Here is a 14968-nt window from a genome sequence, read left to right on the forward strand (position 1 = left end):
CTTCGCGACGGGGTGCGTTCTGAGGAGCGGGGTGCGTTCGGCTACAGCGATCCGCTGGTACGCGGATCGCTGGTTCGACTCGGGGACGGTGCTCGCGGGGATGGTGTGAACGGGCGTGGCGCGGTCGGCTTCTCGACGGGGTGCGTTCTGAGGGGCGGGGTGCGTTCGGCTGCAGCGATCCGCTGGTACCCGGATCGCTGGTTCGCCTCGGGGGCGGTGCTTGCGGGGATGGTGGCATCAGGCGGGCGCGGGTCGGCCTCCCGACGGAGCCTCGGGACGCGGCTCGACGAGGGGCGACCGGGGGACTTACTTGTCGCGGCAAGTAGTGGGTAGGGTGGGGGGATGAGTGCGCCCGAGACACGCTGGCTGACGCCCGATCAGCTCGACGCCTGGCTGCGCTTCATCGCGGTCGTGGAACTGCTGCCGGGCGCCCTCGACTCGCAGCTGCAGCGCGACGCGGGGCTCACGCACTTCGAGTACCTGACGCTGGCGATGCTGTCCGAGGCGCCCGACCGCGCCCTCCGGATGACCACGCTCGCCGCCCGCACCAACGCGACCCTGCCCCGCCTCTCGCACGTGGTGACCCGCCTCGTCGCCCGCGGCTACCTCGAGCGCCGCCCCTGCGCCTCCGACGGCCGCGCCACGAACGCGGTGCTCACCGACGCCGGCCTCCAGAAGATCGTCGACACGGCGCCCGGTCACGTCGCGACCGTGCTGGCCGACGTCATCGATCCGCTCGACGCCGAGCAGATCCCGCAGCTGGCCGACATCATGTCGCGCATGCTCGCCCGGCTCGACCCCGAGGGCAGGATGACGGTCGACGCCGTGCGCTCCTCGCTCGGAGACCCCGACACCCGCTCCTGCTGAGCGCACCGACCCCTCACTCCCGGGGCGGACCGGCCTCGGCCGCGGCCGGATCCGTGTACAGGGACTCCCGGACGTGGCCGTCAGGGTCCTCGAGGCCGCGCGCCCGTATGGAGCCGAGGTCCTGCACCGCGACCGGCTCGGCGCCGCTGGAGGCCGGCCCGTTCCCGACCTCCTCCCGACTGCCGACGCTCACCGCGAAGAGGGCCTGCACCTGGGAGCGCGCGTCGATGATCTCCTTCGACCTGGAGGTCGAGAAGGAGGGGTGCGGGAGGAGCATTGCGGACACGTGCTCGGAGGCGACGGAGCAGGCGGCGTCGCCGCTGAACAGAGGATTCAGGGCTGAAAAAGAGATCCAGGGTCCGGCCGAGCGCCGGGGAGAACGCCCTCGAGCGCTCCGGATCCGTGAACGGGAGGTCGACGAGGATCGAGTCGACGGCCCTCCGCATCCGTACGGCGATCGGCCGCGCGACACGCGGAGTCCGTGCCATCATCGCCTCGTGCAGTTCACCACGACGCTCTTCCGGATCGGCAACAACACCGGCATCGAGGTGCCGCCCGAGGTCCTCGAGGCACTCGGCGGCGGCAAGCGTCCCGCCGTCGCGGTGACGGTGAACGGCTACCGCTTCACCAGCACGGTCGGAGCGATGGGCGGACGCGCGCTCATCCCGTTCTCGGCCGAGAAGCGCCGCGAGACGCAGCTCGCCGGCGGTGACGCGATCGACGTCGTGATCGAGCTCGACACCGCGCCGCGCGAGGTCGTCGTGCCGGAGGACCTGGCGTCCGCGCTGGCCTCAGCGGGCGCTGTGGAGCGCTTCGCCGCGCTCTCGCCCAGCGCGCGGAAGGCCCACGTCACGTCGGTCGAGGGCGCGAAGGCCGCCGAGACGAGGGCGCGCCGCGTCGCCTCGATCGTCGCGGCGCTCGTCGGCTGACGGGCGCGCCACGGTCCGGGACGCCACCTCGTCGCCGGATAGGCTGACTCCGGCGCCCCACGGCGGAGCGCTCTGGAAAGCGGAGTCGGGGGACTTGATGGGTGCGGTTCGGCGTTGGGTGTTCCCGATCGTGTGGATGGTCATCATCGGAGCGGCGAGCATCGCCCTGGTGAAGATCGCGTTCTTCCCGGACGGCGCGGCCGAGGCCGATCCGACGCAGCCGACCGGTGAGATCACCGAGCCGACCGTCACGGTCGCCCGCGGCACGGTCACCAACGACCTCACCCTCCAGGGCACCGTCGCCGCCGACCCCGCCGTGCCGCTCAAGGCGACGGCGGCCGGAACGGTCGACGACGTCTACGTGCAGCAGGGCGCGGCCGTCGCGTCGGGCGATCTCATCTACGACATCCGCGTCGAGACTCCGCGCGACCCGGTCGAGACGACCGGCCCGGACGGCGCCGTCACCCTCACCCAGCAGGAGCCCTCCGTGCGCTTCGAGCGGGTCTACGCCGCGACCGGCGGCACCCTCAGCGCGCTCGGCGTCATCCACGACCAGGCCGTCACGGTCGGCGAGGTGACCGGACAGGTCGCGCCGCCGAGCTACGCCGTCACCGGCACGATCGACGCGCAGCAGCTCTACCGCATCCAGAACCGGCCGACGGAGGCGCAGGTCGCGATCACCGGCGGGCCCGCCGGCTTCACCTGCACCGACCTCACTATCAGCACCCCTCTCGCCGGAGCCGGCGAGGGCGGCACGACCGGCGGAGCGACGGACGGCGGCGGCGGTGGAACCTCCACCGGCGGCTCCGGCACGAGCTTCACCTGCCAGGTGCCGACGGAGGTCACCGTGTTCCCCGGGCTCGCCGCCTCGGTGACGCTCGCGGGAGGCAAGGCGGAGGACGTCCTCGTCGTGCCGACCACCGCGGTCGAGGGCACCGCCCAGTCCGGCGTCGTGTTCCGCCGGGCGGACGACGGCAGCACCGAGGAGGTCCCGGTGACGCTGGGACTCACCGACGGCAGCTCCGTCGAGATCACCGGCGGAGTGGAGGAGGGCGCCGAGCTCCTGCAGTTCGTGCCGGGCGCGGAGGAGGCGGCTCCCGACGTCCAGCTGGGCGGCGACTGCATCGCGCAGCCCGACGGCTCGGTCTTCTGCTCGTGACGATCCTCCGGCTCGAGGGGATCCGCAAGGTCGTCCCGCTGCCCGACGCACCGCCGCTGACGATCCTCGACGGCGTCGATCTCGAGGTGGGCGAGGGCGACCACGTCTCGGTCGTGGGGCGCAGCGGCTCCGGCAAGTCGACGCTGCTCAACATCCTCGGACTCATCGACGAGCCCACCGAGGGGCGGATGCTGCTCGAGGGTGCTCCCACCGAAACCCTGTCCTCGCGGGCCCGCGCGCGCATCCGCGGCGGCAGCATCGGCTTCATCTTCCAGCAGTTCAACCTGCTGGAGGGGCGGACCGCCCGCGAGAACGTGATGACGCCGCTGCTCTACGCGACCGGATCGGAGTTCTGGCGCCGCCGCGACCTCGCGGCCGAGATGCTGGAGCGGGTCGGCCTCGGGCACCGCGTGGACTCGATGCCCGGGCGCATGTCCGGCGGCGAGCAGCAGCGGATCGCGATCGCCCGCGCCCTGGTGCGCCGACCGCGGCTGATCCTCGCCGACGAGCCGACGGGCGCCCTCGACACCGACACCGGCGAGAGCGTGATGGGCCTGCTCGACGAGATCGCCCGCGAGTCCGGCTCCGCGCTGGTCACCATCACCCACGACCCGGCCATCGCGGCGCGGGCCGAGCGCCACTACCGGCTCGACCACGGCCGACTGGGCTCGACCGCGGATGCGGGCCCCGTCGCCGAGGCGGTAGTCGTCTGATGCGCGTGCTCGTCGGGATCGCCGGCGCGATCGTCGAGGCGTGGACCGAGCTGCGGATCCACCGCGGCCGCGTGCTGCTCTCGCTGATCGGAGTCGCGGTGGCCGTCGCCGCCCTGACCGCGGTCGTCGCCGCCGGTGGCATCGCCCGCCAGGCCAGCATCGAGCAGGCCGAGCGCTCCAGCGGGCGCCCGGCGAGCCTCTTCCTCTCCGCCTACACCTCCGGCACCGGCACCGCCGAGGTGGATGCCGACGCACTCCAGGCCGCGTGGACCGGTGCGCTGGAGCGGTATTCCATCACCTACGCGAGCCGCTCGACCTACGGCAGTGCGCGCGTCCAGTTCGCCGACGGCGCCGTCGACGTCGCGGTGCAGGCGGTCGACCAGCCCTTCGCCGAGATGCACCGGCTGAAGATCGTGGACGGCTCCTGGTTCACCGCCCGCGACTCCCAGCGCCTCGCTCCCGCACTCGTCGTCAACGAGCGCTTCTGGGAGCGGATCGGGAGCCCGGATCTGCGCACCCACCCGGTGGTCACCCTGCTCGGCTCCGAGCGCGACGTCACGGGCGTGGTGGTCGGCGTGACTCCCTCCTCGCAATTCGAGACGGATCCGTCGATGATGATGCTCGCGGACGCCTACCCGGCGGTCGCCCGCGACGCCGACCCGCAGTTCGGCGGGCAGGGCGTGCCGAACTACGAGATGTGGGTGCCGCTCGACCTGGCCGAGCCCCTCGCCGCAGCGGTGGAGCGCGACGTGGCCGGCGCCCTGGGATCCGACTTCGAGGTGTCGGTCGACCGGCAGGACTACCTGGTCTACGACTCCGACCCCTTCGGCGTGCTGACCTGGGTGATCGGCGGCGTGGCGGGCCTGGTGCTGGCGCTCGGCGCGCTCGGACTGCTCAACATCGCCCTGGTCACCGTCCGGCAGCGGATCCGCGAGATCGGCATCCGGCGCAGCTTCGGCGCCTCCTCCGGCCGCATCTTCTTCTCGATCATGATGGAGAGCGTCGTGGCGACCGTCGTCGCGGGAGTGGTCGGCGTGACGATCGCGGTCATCCTCGTCACCAACCCGTGGACGGTGGCCTTCGTGCAGGACAACGGGATCGCCGACATCCCGCCTTTCCCGGCCGAGGCGGCGCTGCTCGGGCTCGGGGCGGCGACCCTCGTCGGCGCGCTCGCGGGCCTGGTGCCGGCGATCGTCGCCGTGCGGGTGAAGGTGATCGACGCGATCCGCTACTGAGGCCCGCCGAGGGTGACGACGAGCTCCTCGCCCTCGAGCGCGGCGTGCGCGTCGGAGTAGTGCGCGATCCGGGGCAGCCCCCGGGTGCTCGCACTCTCGTGGCTCCCGACGACGATGACGCGCATGCCGGCGTCCAGACCCGCCCGGATGCCGGCCTCGGCGTCCTCGAACACCAGCGCGTCCTCGGGGGAGACGCCGAGCAGGGCCGCGGCGGCGAGGTAGCCGTCGGGAGCAGGCTTGCCGTTCGCGACGTCGTGCGCGGTGACGACGGTGTCGGGGGAGGGGACGCCCGCCGCGGCCAGACGGGCGGCCGCCAGTGCCGGGCTCGCGGACGTGACCAGGGCGACGCGCTCGCGGGGGAGTGAGGCGAGGAACGCCGTCGCGCCGGGGATCTCGACGGTGCCCTCGGTGTGCTCGAGCTCGTACGCGTCGAGCTCCGCGACGATCGCGTCGACGTCGCTGCCGGCCGGAGCGAAGCGGCGGACGCTGTCGGCGGCGCGGACACCGTGAACGGCGCCGAGCACCGCGTCGTGGTCGAGAGCGAAGCGCTCGGCGAAGGCACCCCAGATGGTCTCCACGACGGCCGTCGAGTCGACGAGCGTCCCGTCCATGTCGAAGAGGGCGGCGCGGGCTCGGAGGAGGTGGGGCATGCGTCCATCCTGGCGGTCGGCGGCCTCCGGCGTCTGCCGGAGCGGACAGCGCTCGGACAGCGCGCGATCAGCCCGCCCTCAGGCCATGCATCGTGTCGCGGCGCTACGGTGGTCCGAGATCGCGGGCAGACGCCCGGAGGGGAGTGGAGGACGCCATGACGGACGACAACGGAACCGGCACGGACCAGGGCGCGAGCACGGGCGGCGAGGCCTCCGGACCCCGCGCCGGGTGGTACCCGGACCCGGCGGGCTCGTCCCGTCAGCGCTGGTGGGACGGGACCGGCTGGACGGAGTCGCTCCGCGACGCGCCGGCGGCCACTCCCACCGCCCCGGCCGAGAGCGGGTCGGCGCAGGCCGCCGCGACTCCCGTTCCGCCGACCGCACCGACTCCGCCCGCGCCGCCCGCCGAGCGTCCCGCCTACGGGGAGACGTCGAGCGGAGCGGCGACGAGCTACGGGCAGTCGGCCTCGGGTCAGTATCCGCAGCAGCCGTCGTCCGCCGACCCGCAGCAGGGCTACGGGCAGCAGGGCTACGGGCAGCAGGGCTACGGCCAGCAGGGCTACGGCCAGCAGGCTCCCCAGCAGTACGGCCAGCAGCCGCAGCAGCCCTACGGCCAGCCGCAGCCGCAGTACCCGGCCTACGCCGCGGCTCCCGGAGCACCCGTGCAGCAGCGCGACACGAGCATCGTCACGTCCACCCCGTGGATCTGGGTGGTGGTCCTCCTGCCGCTGCTCTCGGCGCTGTCGATCTTCCTCCTCCCGCCGAGCGCGATCGTCGACTCGTCGATGGCCTCGACCTACGGGCCGAGCTCCTCGATGGGGATGTCGACCGCCTACCTCGTCGGCCTCGGCGTGCTCCAGGTCGTCGGCTTCCTGATCTACGCGGCGGAGGTCGTCTTCGCCTTCCTCGACTGGCGCCAGCTGAAGCGAGCCGGCCTGCAGCGTCCGTTCCACTGGGCGTGGGCCTTCCTCGCCGCTCCCTACGTCTACGTGATCGGCCGCAGCGTGGTCGTGAAGCGCGTGACCGGCGGCGGCCTCCTCCCGCTCTGGGTCTTCCTCGGCGTCGTGGTCGTGTCGTTCCTCATCGCGATCGGCTGGACGGTGTCGCTGTTCTCCCTGATGACGCAGGCCTTCTCTCCCGCGGGCTTCTGAACCCGTGCGCGCCGCCGATCTCGTCCTGACCGGCGGCGCCGTCTTCACCGCCGACGCCGTGCGCTCCCGAGCGCACGGCGTCGCTGTCGTCGGAGGGCGGATCGTCGCGGTCGGCGCCGACGCCTCCGACCTGATCGGGCCGCGCACCGAGGTGGTCGACCTCGAGGGCCGGATGCTCGTCCCCGGCTTCCAGGACGCCCACGTGCACCCGGTCTGGGGCGGCGCCGCGCTGCTGCGCTGCTGGCTCGGAGCGGGAGGGTCGCCCGCCGAGCACCTGGCGACGGTCGCCGGGTACGCGGCTCGGGAGAGCGGAGCGGAGTGGATCCTCGGCGGCGGCTGGAACCTGCCCGACTTCCCCGGAGGCACCCCGACCGCCCGCGAGCTCGACACGGTCGTCCCTGACCGGCCCGCCTTCCTCACCAACGCCGACGGGCACGGCGCCTGGGTCAACTCCGCCGCACTGCGCCTCGCGGGAATCGACCGCACGACGCCGGACCCCGCCGACGGCCGCATCGAGCGCCTGGCCGACGGCACCCCCTCCGGCACCCTGCACGAGGAGGCGATGGACGCGGTCCGCCGCCACCTCCCGCCCGCGAGCGCGGACGAGCTCCACCGCGCGCTGCTCCTCGGGCAGGAGACCCTGCACTCGTTCGGAGTGACGGCGTGGCAGGACGCGATCATCGGCTCCTACGGCGATGTGGGCGACCCCGGTCCGGTGTACCGCCGCGCGGCGCTGAGCGGCGAGCTGACCGGGCGCGTCCGCGGTGCGCTGTGCTGGGACCGAGGCCGCGGCGTCGAGCAGATCCCGGAGCTCGTCGAGCGGCGCGCGGCGCTCGCCGCCGACGGTTTCGCGCCGACGACCGTCAAGATCATGCAGGACGGGGTCGCCGAGAACTTCACGGCGGCGATGCTCGAGCCCTACCTCGACGGGCACGGCGGCCACGGTCACGGCGACGGCCTCTCGATAGTCGACCCGCGCCTCCTGAACGAGGCCGTGCCGCTCCTGGACGCGGCCGGGTTCCAGGTCCACTTCCACGCGATCGGCGATCGCGCCGTGCGCGAGTGCCTGGACGCCGTCGAGCGGGCGATCCAGGCGAACGGGCGCCGCGGCAACCGCCACCACCTCGCCCACCTGCAGGTCGTGCATCCGGACGACCTGCCGCGCTTCCGTGCGCTCGACGTCGCGGCCAACCTGCAGATGCTGTGGGCCTCGCTGGAGCCGCAGATGGTGGAGCTGACGCTGCCGTTCCTCAGTGAGCGGCGCGGCTCGTGGCAGTACCCCTTCGGCGACCTGCTCCGCTCGGGCGCGGTGCTCGCCGCGGGGAGCGACTGGCCGGTGTCGACGCCCGACCCGCTCGCCGCGATCCACGTCGCGGTGAACCGGCTCTCGGCGCCGTCCGAGCGCGAGCCGGGGTGGAGCGAGGAGGTGTTCCTCCCGGAGCAGCGCCTCGACCTCGCCACCGCCCTCTCCGCCGCCACGGCCGGCTCGGCGTGGGTGAACGGCCTGGAGGGCGAGTCGGGCTCGATCGCCGTGGGACTCGCGGCGGACTTCGCCCTGCTGGACCGGGACCCCTTCGCCGGCGACCCCCGGGCGATCGGGGACACCCGGGTGCTGGGCACCTGGATCGGCGGCGAGCGCGTCCACACCGCAGCGGACACGCCCGCCTGATCCGGGTCGTTCAGGAGGCGGCGCTCAGCAGGTGATCGCTCCGCCGATGATCCCCGCGAGCAGCCCGCCGGTCGCGGAGGCGATCGCGCCGGGACCGGAGATCGCGCCGATCACCCCGCCGGTCGCGGCACCGCTGACGCCGCTCCCGGCGACGCAGTGGCCCCACTCGGGCGAGCTCCAGTCGCTGTTCCGGTTCAGGCCGCCCACCGCGGAGCGGGACGCCGAGTCCGGGGCGAAGTGGAAGGTGAGCGTGTCGGAGTCGTCGATCGACCAGTGGCCCGACACGGTGCGGCCGCGTCCGACGTCGATCCTCTCCGGGAGTGCGTCGGACGTCTCGGCGCCGTCCGTGAAGCCGACCCCGCCGCCCGCCAGCTCGACGATCCGCGTGCCGTCGGTGACGTCGAAGGTCACCGTCGACGCCGATCCGCCCCGCGCCTCGAGGTGCACCCGGCTGCTCGTCTCCTGCCTCGCCGGCTCGGCGTGCGCGGCCTGCGCTGTGAACAGCGGCACCGCCAGCAGAGCGGCCGCCGCCGCGACCAGTGCCGTGCTCGTCCTCTGTCGTTCCATCGTCGTTCCCTCCCTCGGATTCCGATCCAGGAGGGAGGGCTCAGCGCCGCCGGTCGACGAGGGCGAGGACGACGGACGCCACCGCTGCCGCGACGGCGGCGGTGACCACGACGTCCCACGGATCCTCGGCGCCCACCGCGGTCGCGACGAGGTGCCCGGCCAGGACGCCGACTAACAGAGCCGGCAGCATCAGCCAGATGCGCCGTCTCCGTCGTGCCGCCGTATCGGCCTGTTCCCTGTCGCTCATGCTCGCCCTCCTGGATTTACCATACAGGTATGGAGTACCAGGCGGTCGCGACGCTCGTCGAGGAGGTGGCGCGATCCGTCAGGCCTCGCTGCGCTGGATGAGGCGGGAGAGGACGATCGCGGAGCGCGTGTGGTCGACGTTGGGCGCGATGCGGACCTTCTCGAGGGCGAGCTCGAGGCTGGGGATGTCGCGCGAGCGGATGTGGACGATCGCGTCGGCGGAGCCGGTGACCGTGCCCGCGTCGACGACCTCGGGGACCGCGGAGAGGATGCGGCGGAGCTCGTCCGGAGCGACGGTGCCGCGGCAGAAGAGCTCGACGTAGGCCTCGGTGGCCATGCCGTCGACCGCGGGGTCGACCTTGATCGTGAAGCCGCGGATCACGCCGTCGGCCACGAGGCGGTCGACGCGGCGCTTCACCGCGGAGGCGGAGAGCCCGACCACGCCGCCGATGTCGCCGTAGCCCGCGCGGGAGTTCTGGCGCAGCAGATCGAGGATCTTCCGATCGATGTTGTCCATGCTCCGAGGATAGGCGCGGCCGGAGCGGCGCCTGGACGGCAGCAGAGTGCCACTGGAGATTCGTGACGCCCGGCTATATAGTTGCTCTCGGTCAATAGTTGATCGCGGTCAACTAGAACCGCCGCCGTGCTGAAGAGGAGCCCATGTCACACCCCGAACACCGCGCCGCATTGCGCGGAACCACCGCGCCGCACGCCCCCGCCGGGCCGGACGGCGCCATGTCGCACCGCCAGGTGCTCGAATCGCTCAGCGGCCTGCTGCTGGGCATGTTCGTCTCGATCCTCGCGGGCACGGTCGTGTCGACCTCGCTGCCCCGGATCATCTCCGACCTCAAGGGCGACCAGAACGCCTACACCTGGGTCGTCACCGCGACCCTGCTCGCGACCACGGTCTCCACTCCGCTCTGGGGCAAGTTCGCCGACCTGTTCAACCGCAAGCTGCTGATCCAGCTCGCCCTCGGCCTGTTCGTCATCGGCTCCGCTCTGGCCGGCTTCTCGCAGGACACGAACATGCTGATCGTCTTCCGCGTGTTCCAGGGCCTGGGCGCCGGCGGACTCGCCGCGCTGAGCCAGATCATCATGGCCGACATCATCAGCCCCCGTGAGCGCGGCAAGTACGCCGGCCTCTTCGGCGGCGTGATGGCGATCGGCACCGTCGGCGGCCCGCTCCTGGGCGGCGTCGTGACCGACGCGTTCGGCTGGCGCTGGAACTTCTTCATCGCGATGCCCGTCGCGATCGTCGCGATCGTCCTCCTCCAGATGACCCTCCGCCTCCCCGCGCACCCCAAGCGGAAGGTGCGGATCGACTACCTCGGCGCCGTGCTCATCGCGGGCGGCGTCTCGCTCCTGCTGATCTGGGTCTCCCTCGCCGGCAAGAACTTCGACTGGGCCTCGTGGGAGACCGCGGTCATGGTCGGCGGTGCCGTCGTGCTGCTGATCGCCGCCGTGATCACCGAGCTCACCGTGGCCGAGCCGATCATCCCGATGGGGATGTTCAAGAACCGCACCTTCAGCCTCGCCGTCGTGGCGAGCATCTCGGTCGGCGTCTCGATGTTCGGCGTCGCCGTCTTCCTCGCGCAGTACATGCAGCTGGCCCGCGGAGCCACGCCGACCCAGTCGGGCCTGCTCACCATCCCGATGATGGCCGGCCTGCTGATCGCCTCGACGATCTTCGGCGGGATCATCTCGCGCACCGGCAAGTGGAAGGCGATCATGATCAGCGGCGGCGTGCTCGCCGTGATCGGAACCTCCCTCCTCAGCACCCTCCGCTACGACACGGACCTGGTCCTCGTCGGGCTCTACATGGCCGTCCTCGGCGCCGGCCTGGGCATGCTGATGCAGAACCTCGTCCTGGTGGTGCAGAACTCGATCGAGGTGAAGAACCTCGGCGTCGCGACCAGCGCGGTCACGTTCTTCCGCAGCCTCGGCGGCACCGTCGGAGTCTCGGTCCTGGGCTCGATGCTCGGCACCGTGATCGCCGACCGCATCAAGACCGGCATCGCGGGTCTCGCTCCCGCCGACCAGGCTCTCGCCGCGCAGGCGCTGGGCAGCGGCACGATCCCGCAGCCGGCCACCCTGCCCGACGCCGTGCGCGTCGTGGTCGAGAGCGCCTACGGGATCGGCGTCGGCGACGTGTTCCTCTACAGCATCCCGCTCGCCGTGGTCACGCTGATCGCCGTCGTCCTCCTGCCCAACGTGAGCCTCGGCTCGAAGAACGCGGTGCAGCTCAAGGCGGAGCCGACCACTCCGCTGCAGGCCGCGGAGGACGCCCTCATCGCCGCCTCGGACGGCCAGGCGGCGCTCCGCCCCGTCGGCCAGGCCCGGCGGACGGACGACGCGACGCACGCCCGGGAGGGTCGCGAGGCCACTCCCGTCGGACACGGCCGCCACGCCGACGAGGAGCGGCAGGAGGAGCCGGTCGGGCACGCCCGGCACGCTGCTCCCACCGGCTCCGTCGACGTGATCGAGCGCTCCTGATGCCCGCCGCCGCGCCCTCGGCCGAGGCGCTGCACGAGGTCGAGGAGCAGATCACCGTGCTCGCCGTCCAGGTGCGCCTCGCCGTCCGGGACGCGGCGGCGTCGATCGACCCGGCGCTGCCGCCCTTCGGACTGCGGCTGCTGCGGATCCTCGAGCGCTGCGGTCCGGTCCACTCCGGTGCCGCGGCGGAGCGGCTCGGGGTCGACCGCAGCGCGATCAGCCGCCAGGCCCGCCAGCTCGCCGAGCTGGGCCTGGTCGAGATGACCTCCGATCCCGCCGACGGCCGAGCGCGGTTCCTCTCGCTCAGCGCGGCCGGATGCGAGCGGATGCGCGACCTCGGCGGCCGTCAGCGGCAGCGGATGCAGGAGGCGCTGAGCGCATGGCCCGAGGAGGACCTGCGCGCGTTCGCGGGGTACCTGGAGCGGCTGACCGCGGCGGAGTGAGCCGCGTGATCTGAACGAGTGGCGCGGACCGATGCGGTCCGCGCCACTTCTGTGTGCCGCCGGACGCGGCGCGGGCGCGCTGACCGCGCGCCGTCTCGCGCCACCCGGTGCCGACGCCGTCGTGGTCGTTCTACATTTCCTGAGATGTTCTCACTCAGGAGGCGATGACCCTGTTCTCTTTCGACCATGCAGCAGCGGCGGAGCTGGTCCGCGCCTCGGACGAGGCGGCGGAGGCGCTCGCCTCCCAGGAGCTGCTGAGGTCCGTCGCTGCCGAGTACGCACTGGGCGAGTTCCGCGGCGCGTACGCCGAGCTGTTCCGCCGGGTCCGCCTCTGCGACAGGGAGAACCGCGGTCGGCTGAGCGCCGAGCTGCACGAGCTCGCCGACACGGTTCGGCTCGTGGCACGGAAGGCCGAGGAGGAGCGTCGGCGCCGGGAGGAGTACGCGGCCTGGGAGCGGCGGGCGGACGAGCGCGAGCAGCAGCGCCGCCTCGATCCGGTCGCGGCCCTCGCGGCGGGAGTCGACGAGGTCGTCGACCGGCCGCCGTCCGATCGGCCGGTCGTGCCTCCGCCGATCCGTGCGCTGTTCTCCCCCCGGTCGGTGCCCCGCACGTCCCCGGGCGGCCCCGCCGCGGGAGGCACGACCTCCGCCGACCCCGAGCGCCTCGACGTCTTCGTCTCGCAGACCCGGCAGGCGGACGAGGCGATGCGCTCCCGGCTCCAGGATCTGATGGCCGCCTGGGGAGCCTTCGGCAACCGCTGCTCGTGGGCGCCGGTCGAGTCCTTCTCGGTGCTCCGGGGCTTCCGCGAGCTGCTGTCGATCGGTGCGGCCGACGCGACCTGGGTCGAGCAGATCTCCCTGGCCTTCACCGCCGCCGGGGGAGCGGCGCTCTCCGTTCCCGTCCTCGACGCCGTCGGCACCCTGGCGCGGCCCCGGGGCGGCCGGAGCCTGCTCGACTCCCTCGCGGCGCTCTCGTCCGACGATCTCGCGACACTCCTCGCCGCGTCGCCCGATCTCGCGGCCCGCCTCGGGCGACTGGCTCCGACCCTCGTGAACGACTGGTGGCGGAGCCTCGACTCCACGGACGGCGCGCGCTTCTCGCCGCAGCAGGAGGCGCTGGTCGCCGGTCTGCCCGGGGTGATAGGGAATCTGGAGGGTGTTCCCTACCGCGCCCGGGTGAGGGCGAACGAGAGGGCGCTGAGGGCGCGGATCGTGGCGCTGAGGAGCGAGGCGGCGGGCCTGCGCGGGAAGGCGGGCGACGGGGAGCGACTCGCGGCGGTGGAGTCGCAGCTGGTGGCGCTGAGGGACGTGCGGGCATCGCTGCGGCGCGGTCTCGGTCAGGACTCGCGCTTCCTCGTCTCCCTGACCGCCGACGAGCCTCCGCTGGCCGCTGTCTCGATCGGCGATCCCGACACCGCCACGAACGTCACCTACGCCGTCCCCGGGATGGGGCAGACGACGGAGAGCATGACCCGATGGGCGAAGGCGTCGCAGAATCTGCAGTCGCTCCTCCCGCCCGGCAGCGCCGTCGTCTCCTGGATCGGCTACGAGACCCCGCCGATGGCGCGGCTCGGCGGGAACGGCATGGACGTCCTCACCTCGAACCAGGCCGTCGCCGGCGGCGCCGCACTCGCCTCGGCTGTCCAGGGGCTCTCCGCGGTCCGGGGCGACGACCTGCCGAAGCCGAACGTCGTCGCCCACTCCTACGGCAGCACCGTCATGGCCGTCGCCGCCTCGCGCTCGGACGTCGAGCTCGGGGTCGTCGTGACGCTGGGCTCGGCCGGCCTCCCGGACAGCGTCGACGAGGCGAGCGACCTGCACGCGGAATCCGTCTTCGCGGGGCAGGCGCGGGACAAGTACCTCGGCGAGACCGAGAGCGGCGACGAGGCCGCGTGGATGGGCCGCGCCTTCAGCTGGAACCACCATACAGATCCCGCTGACGAGGACTTCGGCGCGCGCGTCTTCGGTGTGGAGACCGGAGGCGACGCCGGGAGGATCGTGACGGATCACGCTGCGCTGAAGAGCGACGACGGCGATCTCGCGGGGTACCTCGACACGAACACCGAGTCCCTGCAGAACGCGGCGTGGGCCGTCTCCCGGCGACTCGACCTGCTGACCGAGAACCGGCCGCTCGGACCGACCGCCTTCCAGAAGGCGGTCGTGGGAGCCTCCCATGGCGGGTAGAGGCTCTCCTCAGCGGACGGGCGTCGCGCTGACCGTCGCCGCTCTGCTCGTGATGTCGATGAACGCTTGTGCAACGGAGAAGGAGGCGAGACCGGTGAGCACGATGAGTCCTCGGGAGGGTCGGGATCGGGTGGTGGAGTTCGTGCGGGACTCCGCGGGGCGGCTCGATGTGGAGGGGTGGTGGCCGCGGAGCGGCGCGGCCAGGCCCGATGTGTGCGGCCCCGGCGACCGGGTGAGCGGTGCGAGCTACAGCTACGCCTGGTGGGCCCCGGCGGGCACCGATGTCGAGGGGGATGCGCGGAAGGTCGCGGACTACTGGGAGTCTCTGGGGATGACGGTGAGAGTGACCGATTCGACTCCGCGCCCGACGGTCTACGGGCAGGGCGGACCGGTGCTGCGGGCGAGCTTCGTCACCGGCGCTGTCGAGGAGATGTACATGATCGGGGCGGAGATGCCGTGCGCGCCCGGCGATTTCGAATCACTCCTCCTCGAGGACGAGGCTCAGCGCGCGGCGGGCGCGGTCCTTCCGGGCGATGAAGGGGTCGTCCCGAAGCCGGATCCGCGGGACCTCCCAGTCTCCTCCGATCCGTCGGGTTCCGGCTCGGAGGGATGAGCCGCCCCGTCCACCGCGTCCGGATCGGAGATGCCGACGTCGCTTCCGTT

Annotated in this window: 16 protein-coding genes; 11 read left to right on the plus strand and 5 right to left on the minus strand. The window is 72.8% G+C overall.

Translation table 11 applies throughout. The features are described from left to right. Positions 1-342 precede the first annotated feature (342 nt). Positions 343-867, plus strand: a complete 525-nt coding sequence (locus C5B93_RS08375; RefSeq protein ID WP_104292215.1) for a MarR family winged helix-turn-helix transcriptional regulator — start codon at positions 343-345, stop codon at positions 865-867. Between the two features lie 13 nt (positions 868-880). Here C5B93_RS08375 and C5B93_RS08380 read toward each other — a convergent pair whose 3' ends face one another. Further along, entirely contained in the window at positions 881-1153 is a 273-nt protein-coding gene (locus C5B93_RS08380) for a hypothetical protein (protein ID WP_146078464.1), read from the minus strand. A 211-nt stretch (positions 1154-1364) separates the two neighbouring features. Here C5B93_RS08380 and C5B93_RS17630 point away from each other — a divergent pair, with 211 nt between their 5' ends. The 4 genes from C5B93_RS17630 (at position 1365) to C5B93_RS08400 (ending at position 4903) form a co-directional block, all read left to right on the plus strand. Then, positions 1365-1796 (plus strand): YdeI/OmpD-associated family protein, encoded by a 432-nt coding sequence (locus C5B93_RS17630; protein WP_104283156.1) that lies wholly within the window; start codon positions 1365-1367, stop codon positions 1794-1796. A gap of 136 nt (positions 1797-1932) precedes the next feature. Further along, complete coding sequence (locus tag C5B93_RS08390) at positions 1933-2955, plus strand: efflux RND transporter periplasmic adaptor subunit (protein WP_104246912.1); 1023 nt, start codon at positions 1933-1935, stop codon at positions 2953-2955. Then, a complete protein-coding gene (locus tag C5B93_RS08395) occupies positions 2952-3668 on the plus strand; it encodes an ABC transporter ATP-binding protein (RefSeq protein ID WP_104249893.1) in 717 nt (238 codons plus the stop codon). Before C5B93_RS08390 ends, C5B93_RS08395 begins: the two co-directional genes overlap by 4 nt. Then, positions 3668-4903: an ABC transporter permease gene (locus tag C5B93_RS08400; protein WP_104255330.1), complete on the plus strand. Its 1236-nt coding sequence runs from the start codon at positions 3668-3670 to the stop codon at positions 4901-4903. Before C5B93_RS08395 ends, C5B93_RS08400 begins: the two co-directional genes overlap by 1 nt. Here the strand turns inward: C5B93_RS08400 and C5B93_RS08405 are convergent. Next, positions 4897-5553, minus strand: coding sequence for an HAD-IA family hydrolase (locus tag C5B93_RS08405; protein ID WP_104292217.1), 657 nt, complete (start codon positions 5551-5553; stop codon positions 4897-4899). The genes C5B93_RS08400 and C5B93_RS08405 overlap by 7 nt on opposite strands. Positions 5554-5708: 155 nt before the next feature. Between C5B93_RS08405 and C5B93_RS08410 the strand changes: the two genes are divergently transcribed. Next, positions 5709-6704: a DUF2510 domain-containing protein gene (locus C5B93_RS08410; RefSeq protein WP_146078465.1), complete on the plus strand. Its 996-nt coding sequence runs from the start codon at positions 5709-5711 to the stop codon at positions 6702-6704. A gap of 4 nt (positions 6705-6708) precedes the next feature. Further along, positions 6709-8373, plus strand: a complete 1665-nt coding sequence (locus tag C5B93_RS08415; RefSeq protein WP_104292219.1) for an amidohydrolase — start codon at positions 6709-6711, stop codon at positions 8371-8373. Positions 8374-8397: 24 nt separating this feature from the next. Here the strand turns inward: C5B93_RS08415 and C5B93_RS08420 are convergent, their stop codons facing one another. The 3 genes from C5B93_RS08420 to C5B93_RS08425 all read right to left on the minus strand — a co-directional run bounded on the left by C5B93_RS08420 (position 8398) and on the right by C5B93_RS08425 (position 9703). Beyond that, positions 8398-8940, minus strand: coding sequence for a hypothetical protein (locus C5B93_RS08420; RefSeq protein WP_104292220.1), 543 nt, complete (start codon positions 8938-8940; stop codon positions 8398-8400). Positions 8941-8980: 40 nt separating this feature from the next. Continuing rightward, positions 8981-9187 carry a hypothetical protein gene (locus C5B93_RS16945; RefSeq protein WP_146078466.1) on the minus strand — a complete coding sequence of 69 codons (207 nt, stop codon included), beginning with the start codon at positions 9185-9187 and terminating at the stop codon, positions 8981-8983. Between the two features lie 78 nt (positions 9188-9265). Further along, on the minus strand, positions 9266-9703 hold the full coding sequence (locus tag C5B93_RS08425; protein WP_104222855.1) for an Lrp/AsnC family transcriptional regulator: 438 nt from the start codon (positions 9701-9703) through the stop codon (positions 9266-9268). 218 nt (positions 9704-9921) lie between these two features. Between C5B93_RS08425 and C5B93_RS08430 the strand changes: the two genes are divergently transcribed. From C5B93_RS08430 to C5B93_RS08445, 4 genes are all read left to right on the plus strand, one after another. Continuing rightward, positions 9922-11679 carry an MDR family MFS transporter gene (locus tag C5B93_RS08430; RefSeq protein WP_104292221.1) on the plus strand — a complete coding sequence of 586 codons (1758 nt, stop codon included), beginning with the start codon at positions 9922-9924 and terminating at the stop codon, positions 11677-11679. Further along, positions 11679-12122, plus strand: coding sequence for a MarR family winged helix-turn-helix transcriptional regulator (locus C5B93_RS08435; protein WP_104222853.1), 444 nt, complete (start codon positions 11679-11681; stop codon positions 12120-12122). Before C5B93_RS08430 ends, C5B93_RS08435 begins: the two co-directional genes overlap by 1 nt. Before the next feature lie 164 nt (positions 12123-12286). Continuing rightward, positions 12287-14305, plus strand: a complete 2019-nt coding sequence (locus C5B93_RS08440) for an alpha/beta hydrolase (protein ID WP_104292222.1) — start codon at positions 12287-12289, stop codon at positions 14303-14305. Continuing rightward, positions 14295-14918, plus strand: a complete 624-nt coding sequence (locus tag C5B93_RS08445; RefSeq protein WP_104292223.1) for a hypothetical protein — start codon at positions 14295-14297, stop codon at positions 14916-14918. The genes C5B93_RS08440 and C5B93_RS08445 overlap by 11 nt, the downstream gene beginning before the upstream one ends. Positions 14919-14968: the final 50 nt, after the last annotated feature.

Source organism: Rathayibacter sp. AY1A2 (assembly GCF_002930935.1).
Classification (GTDB): Bacteria; Actinomycetota; Actinomycetes; order Actinomycetales; family Microbacteriaceae; genus Rathayibacter.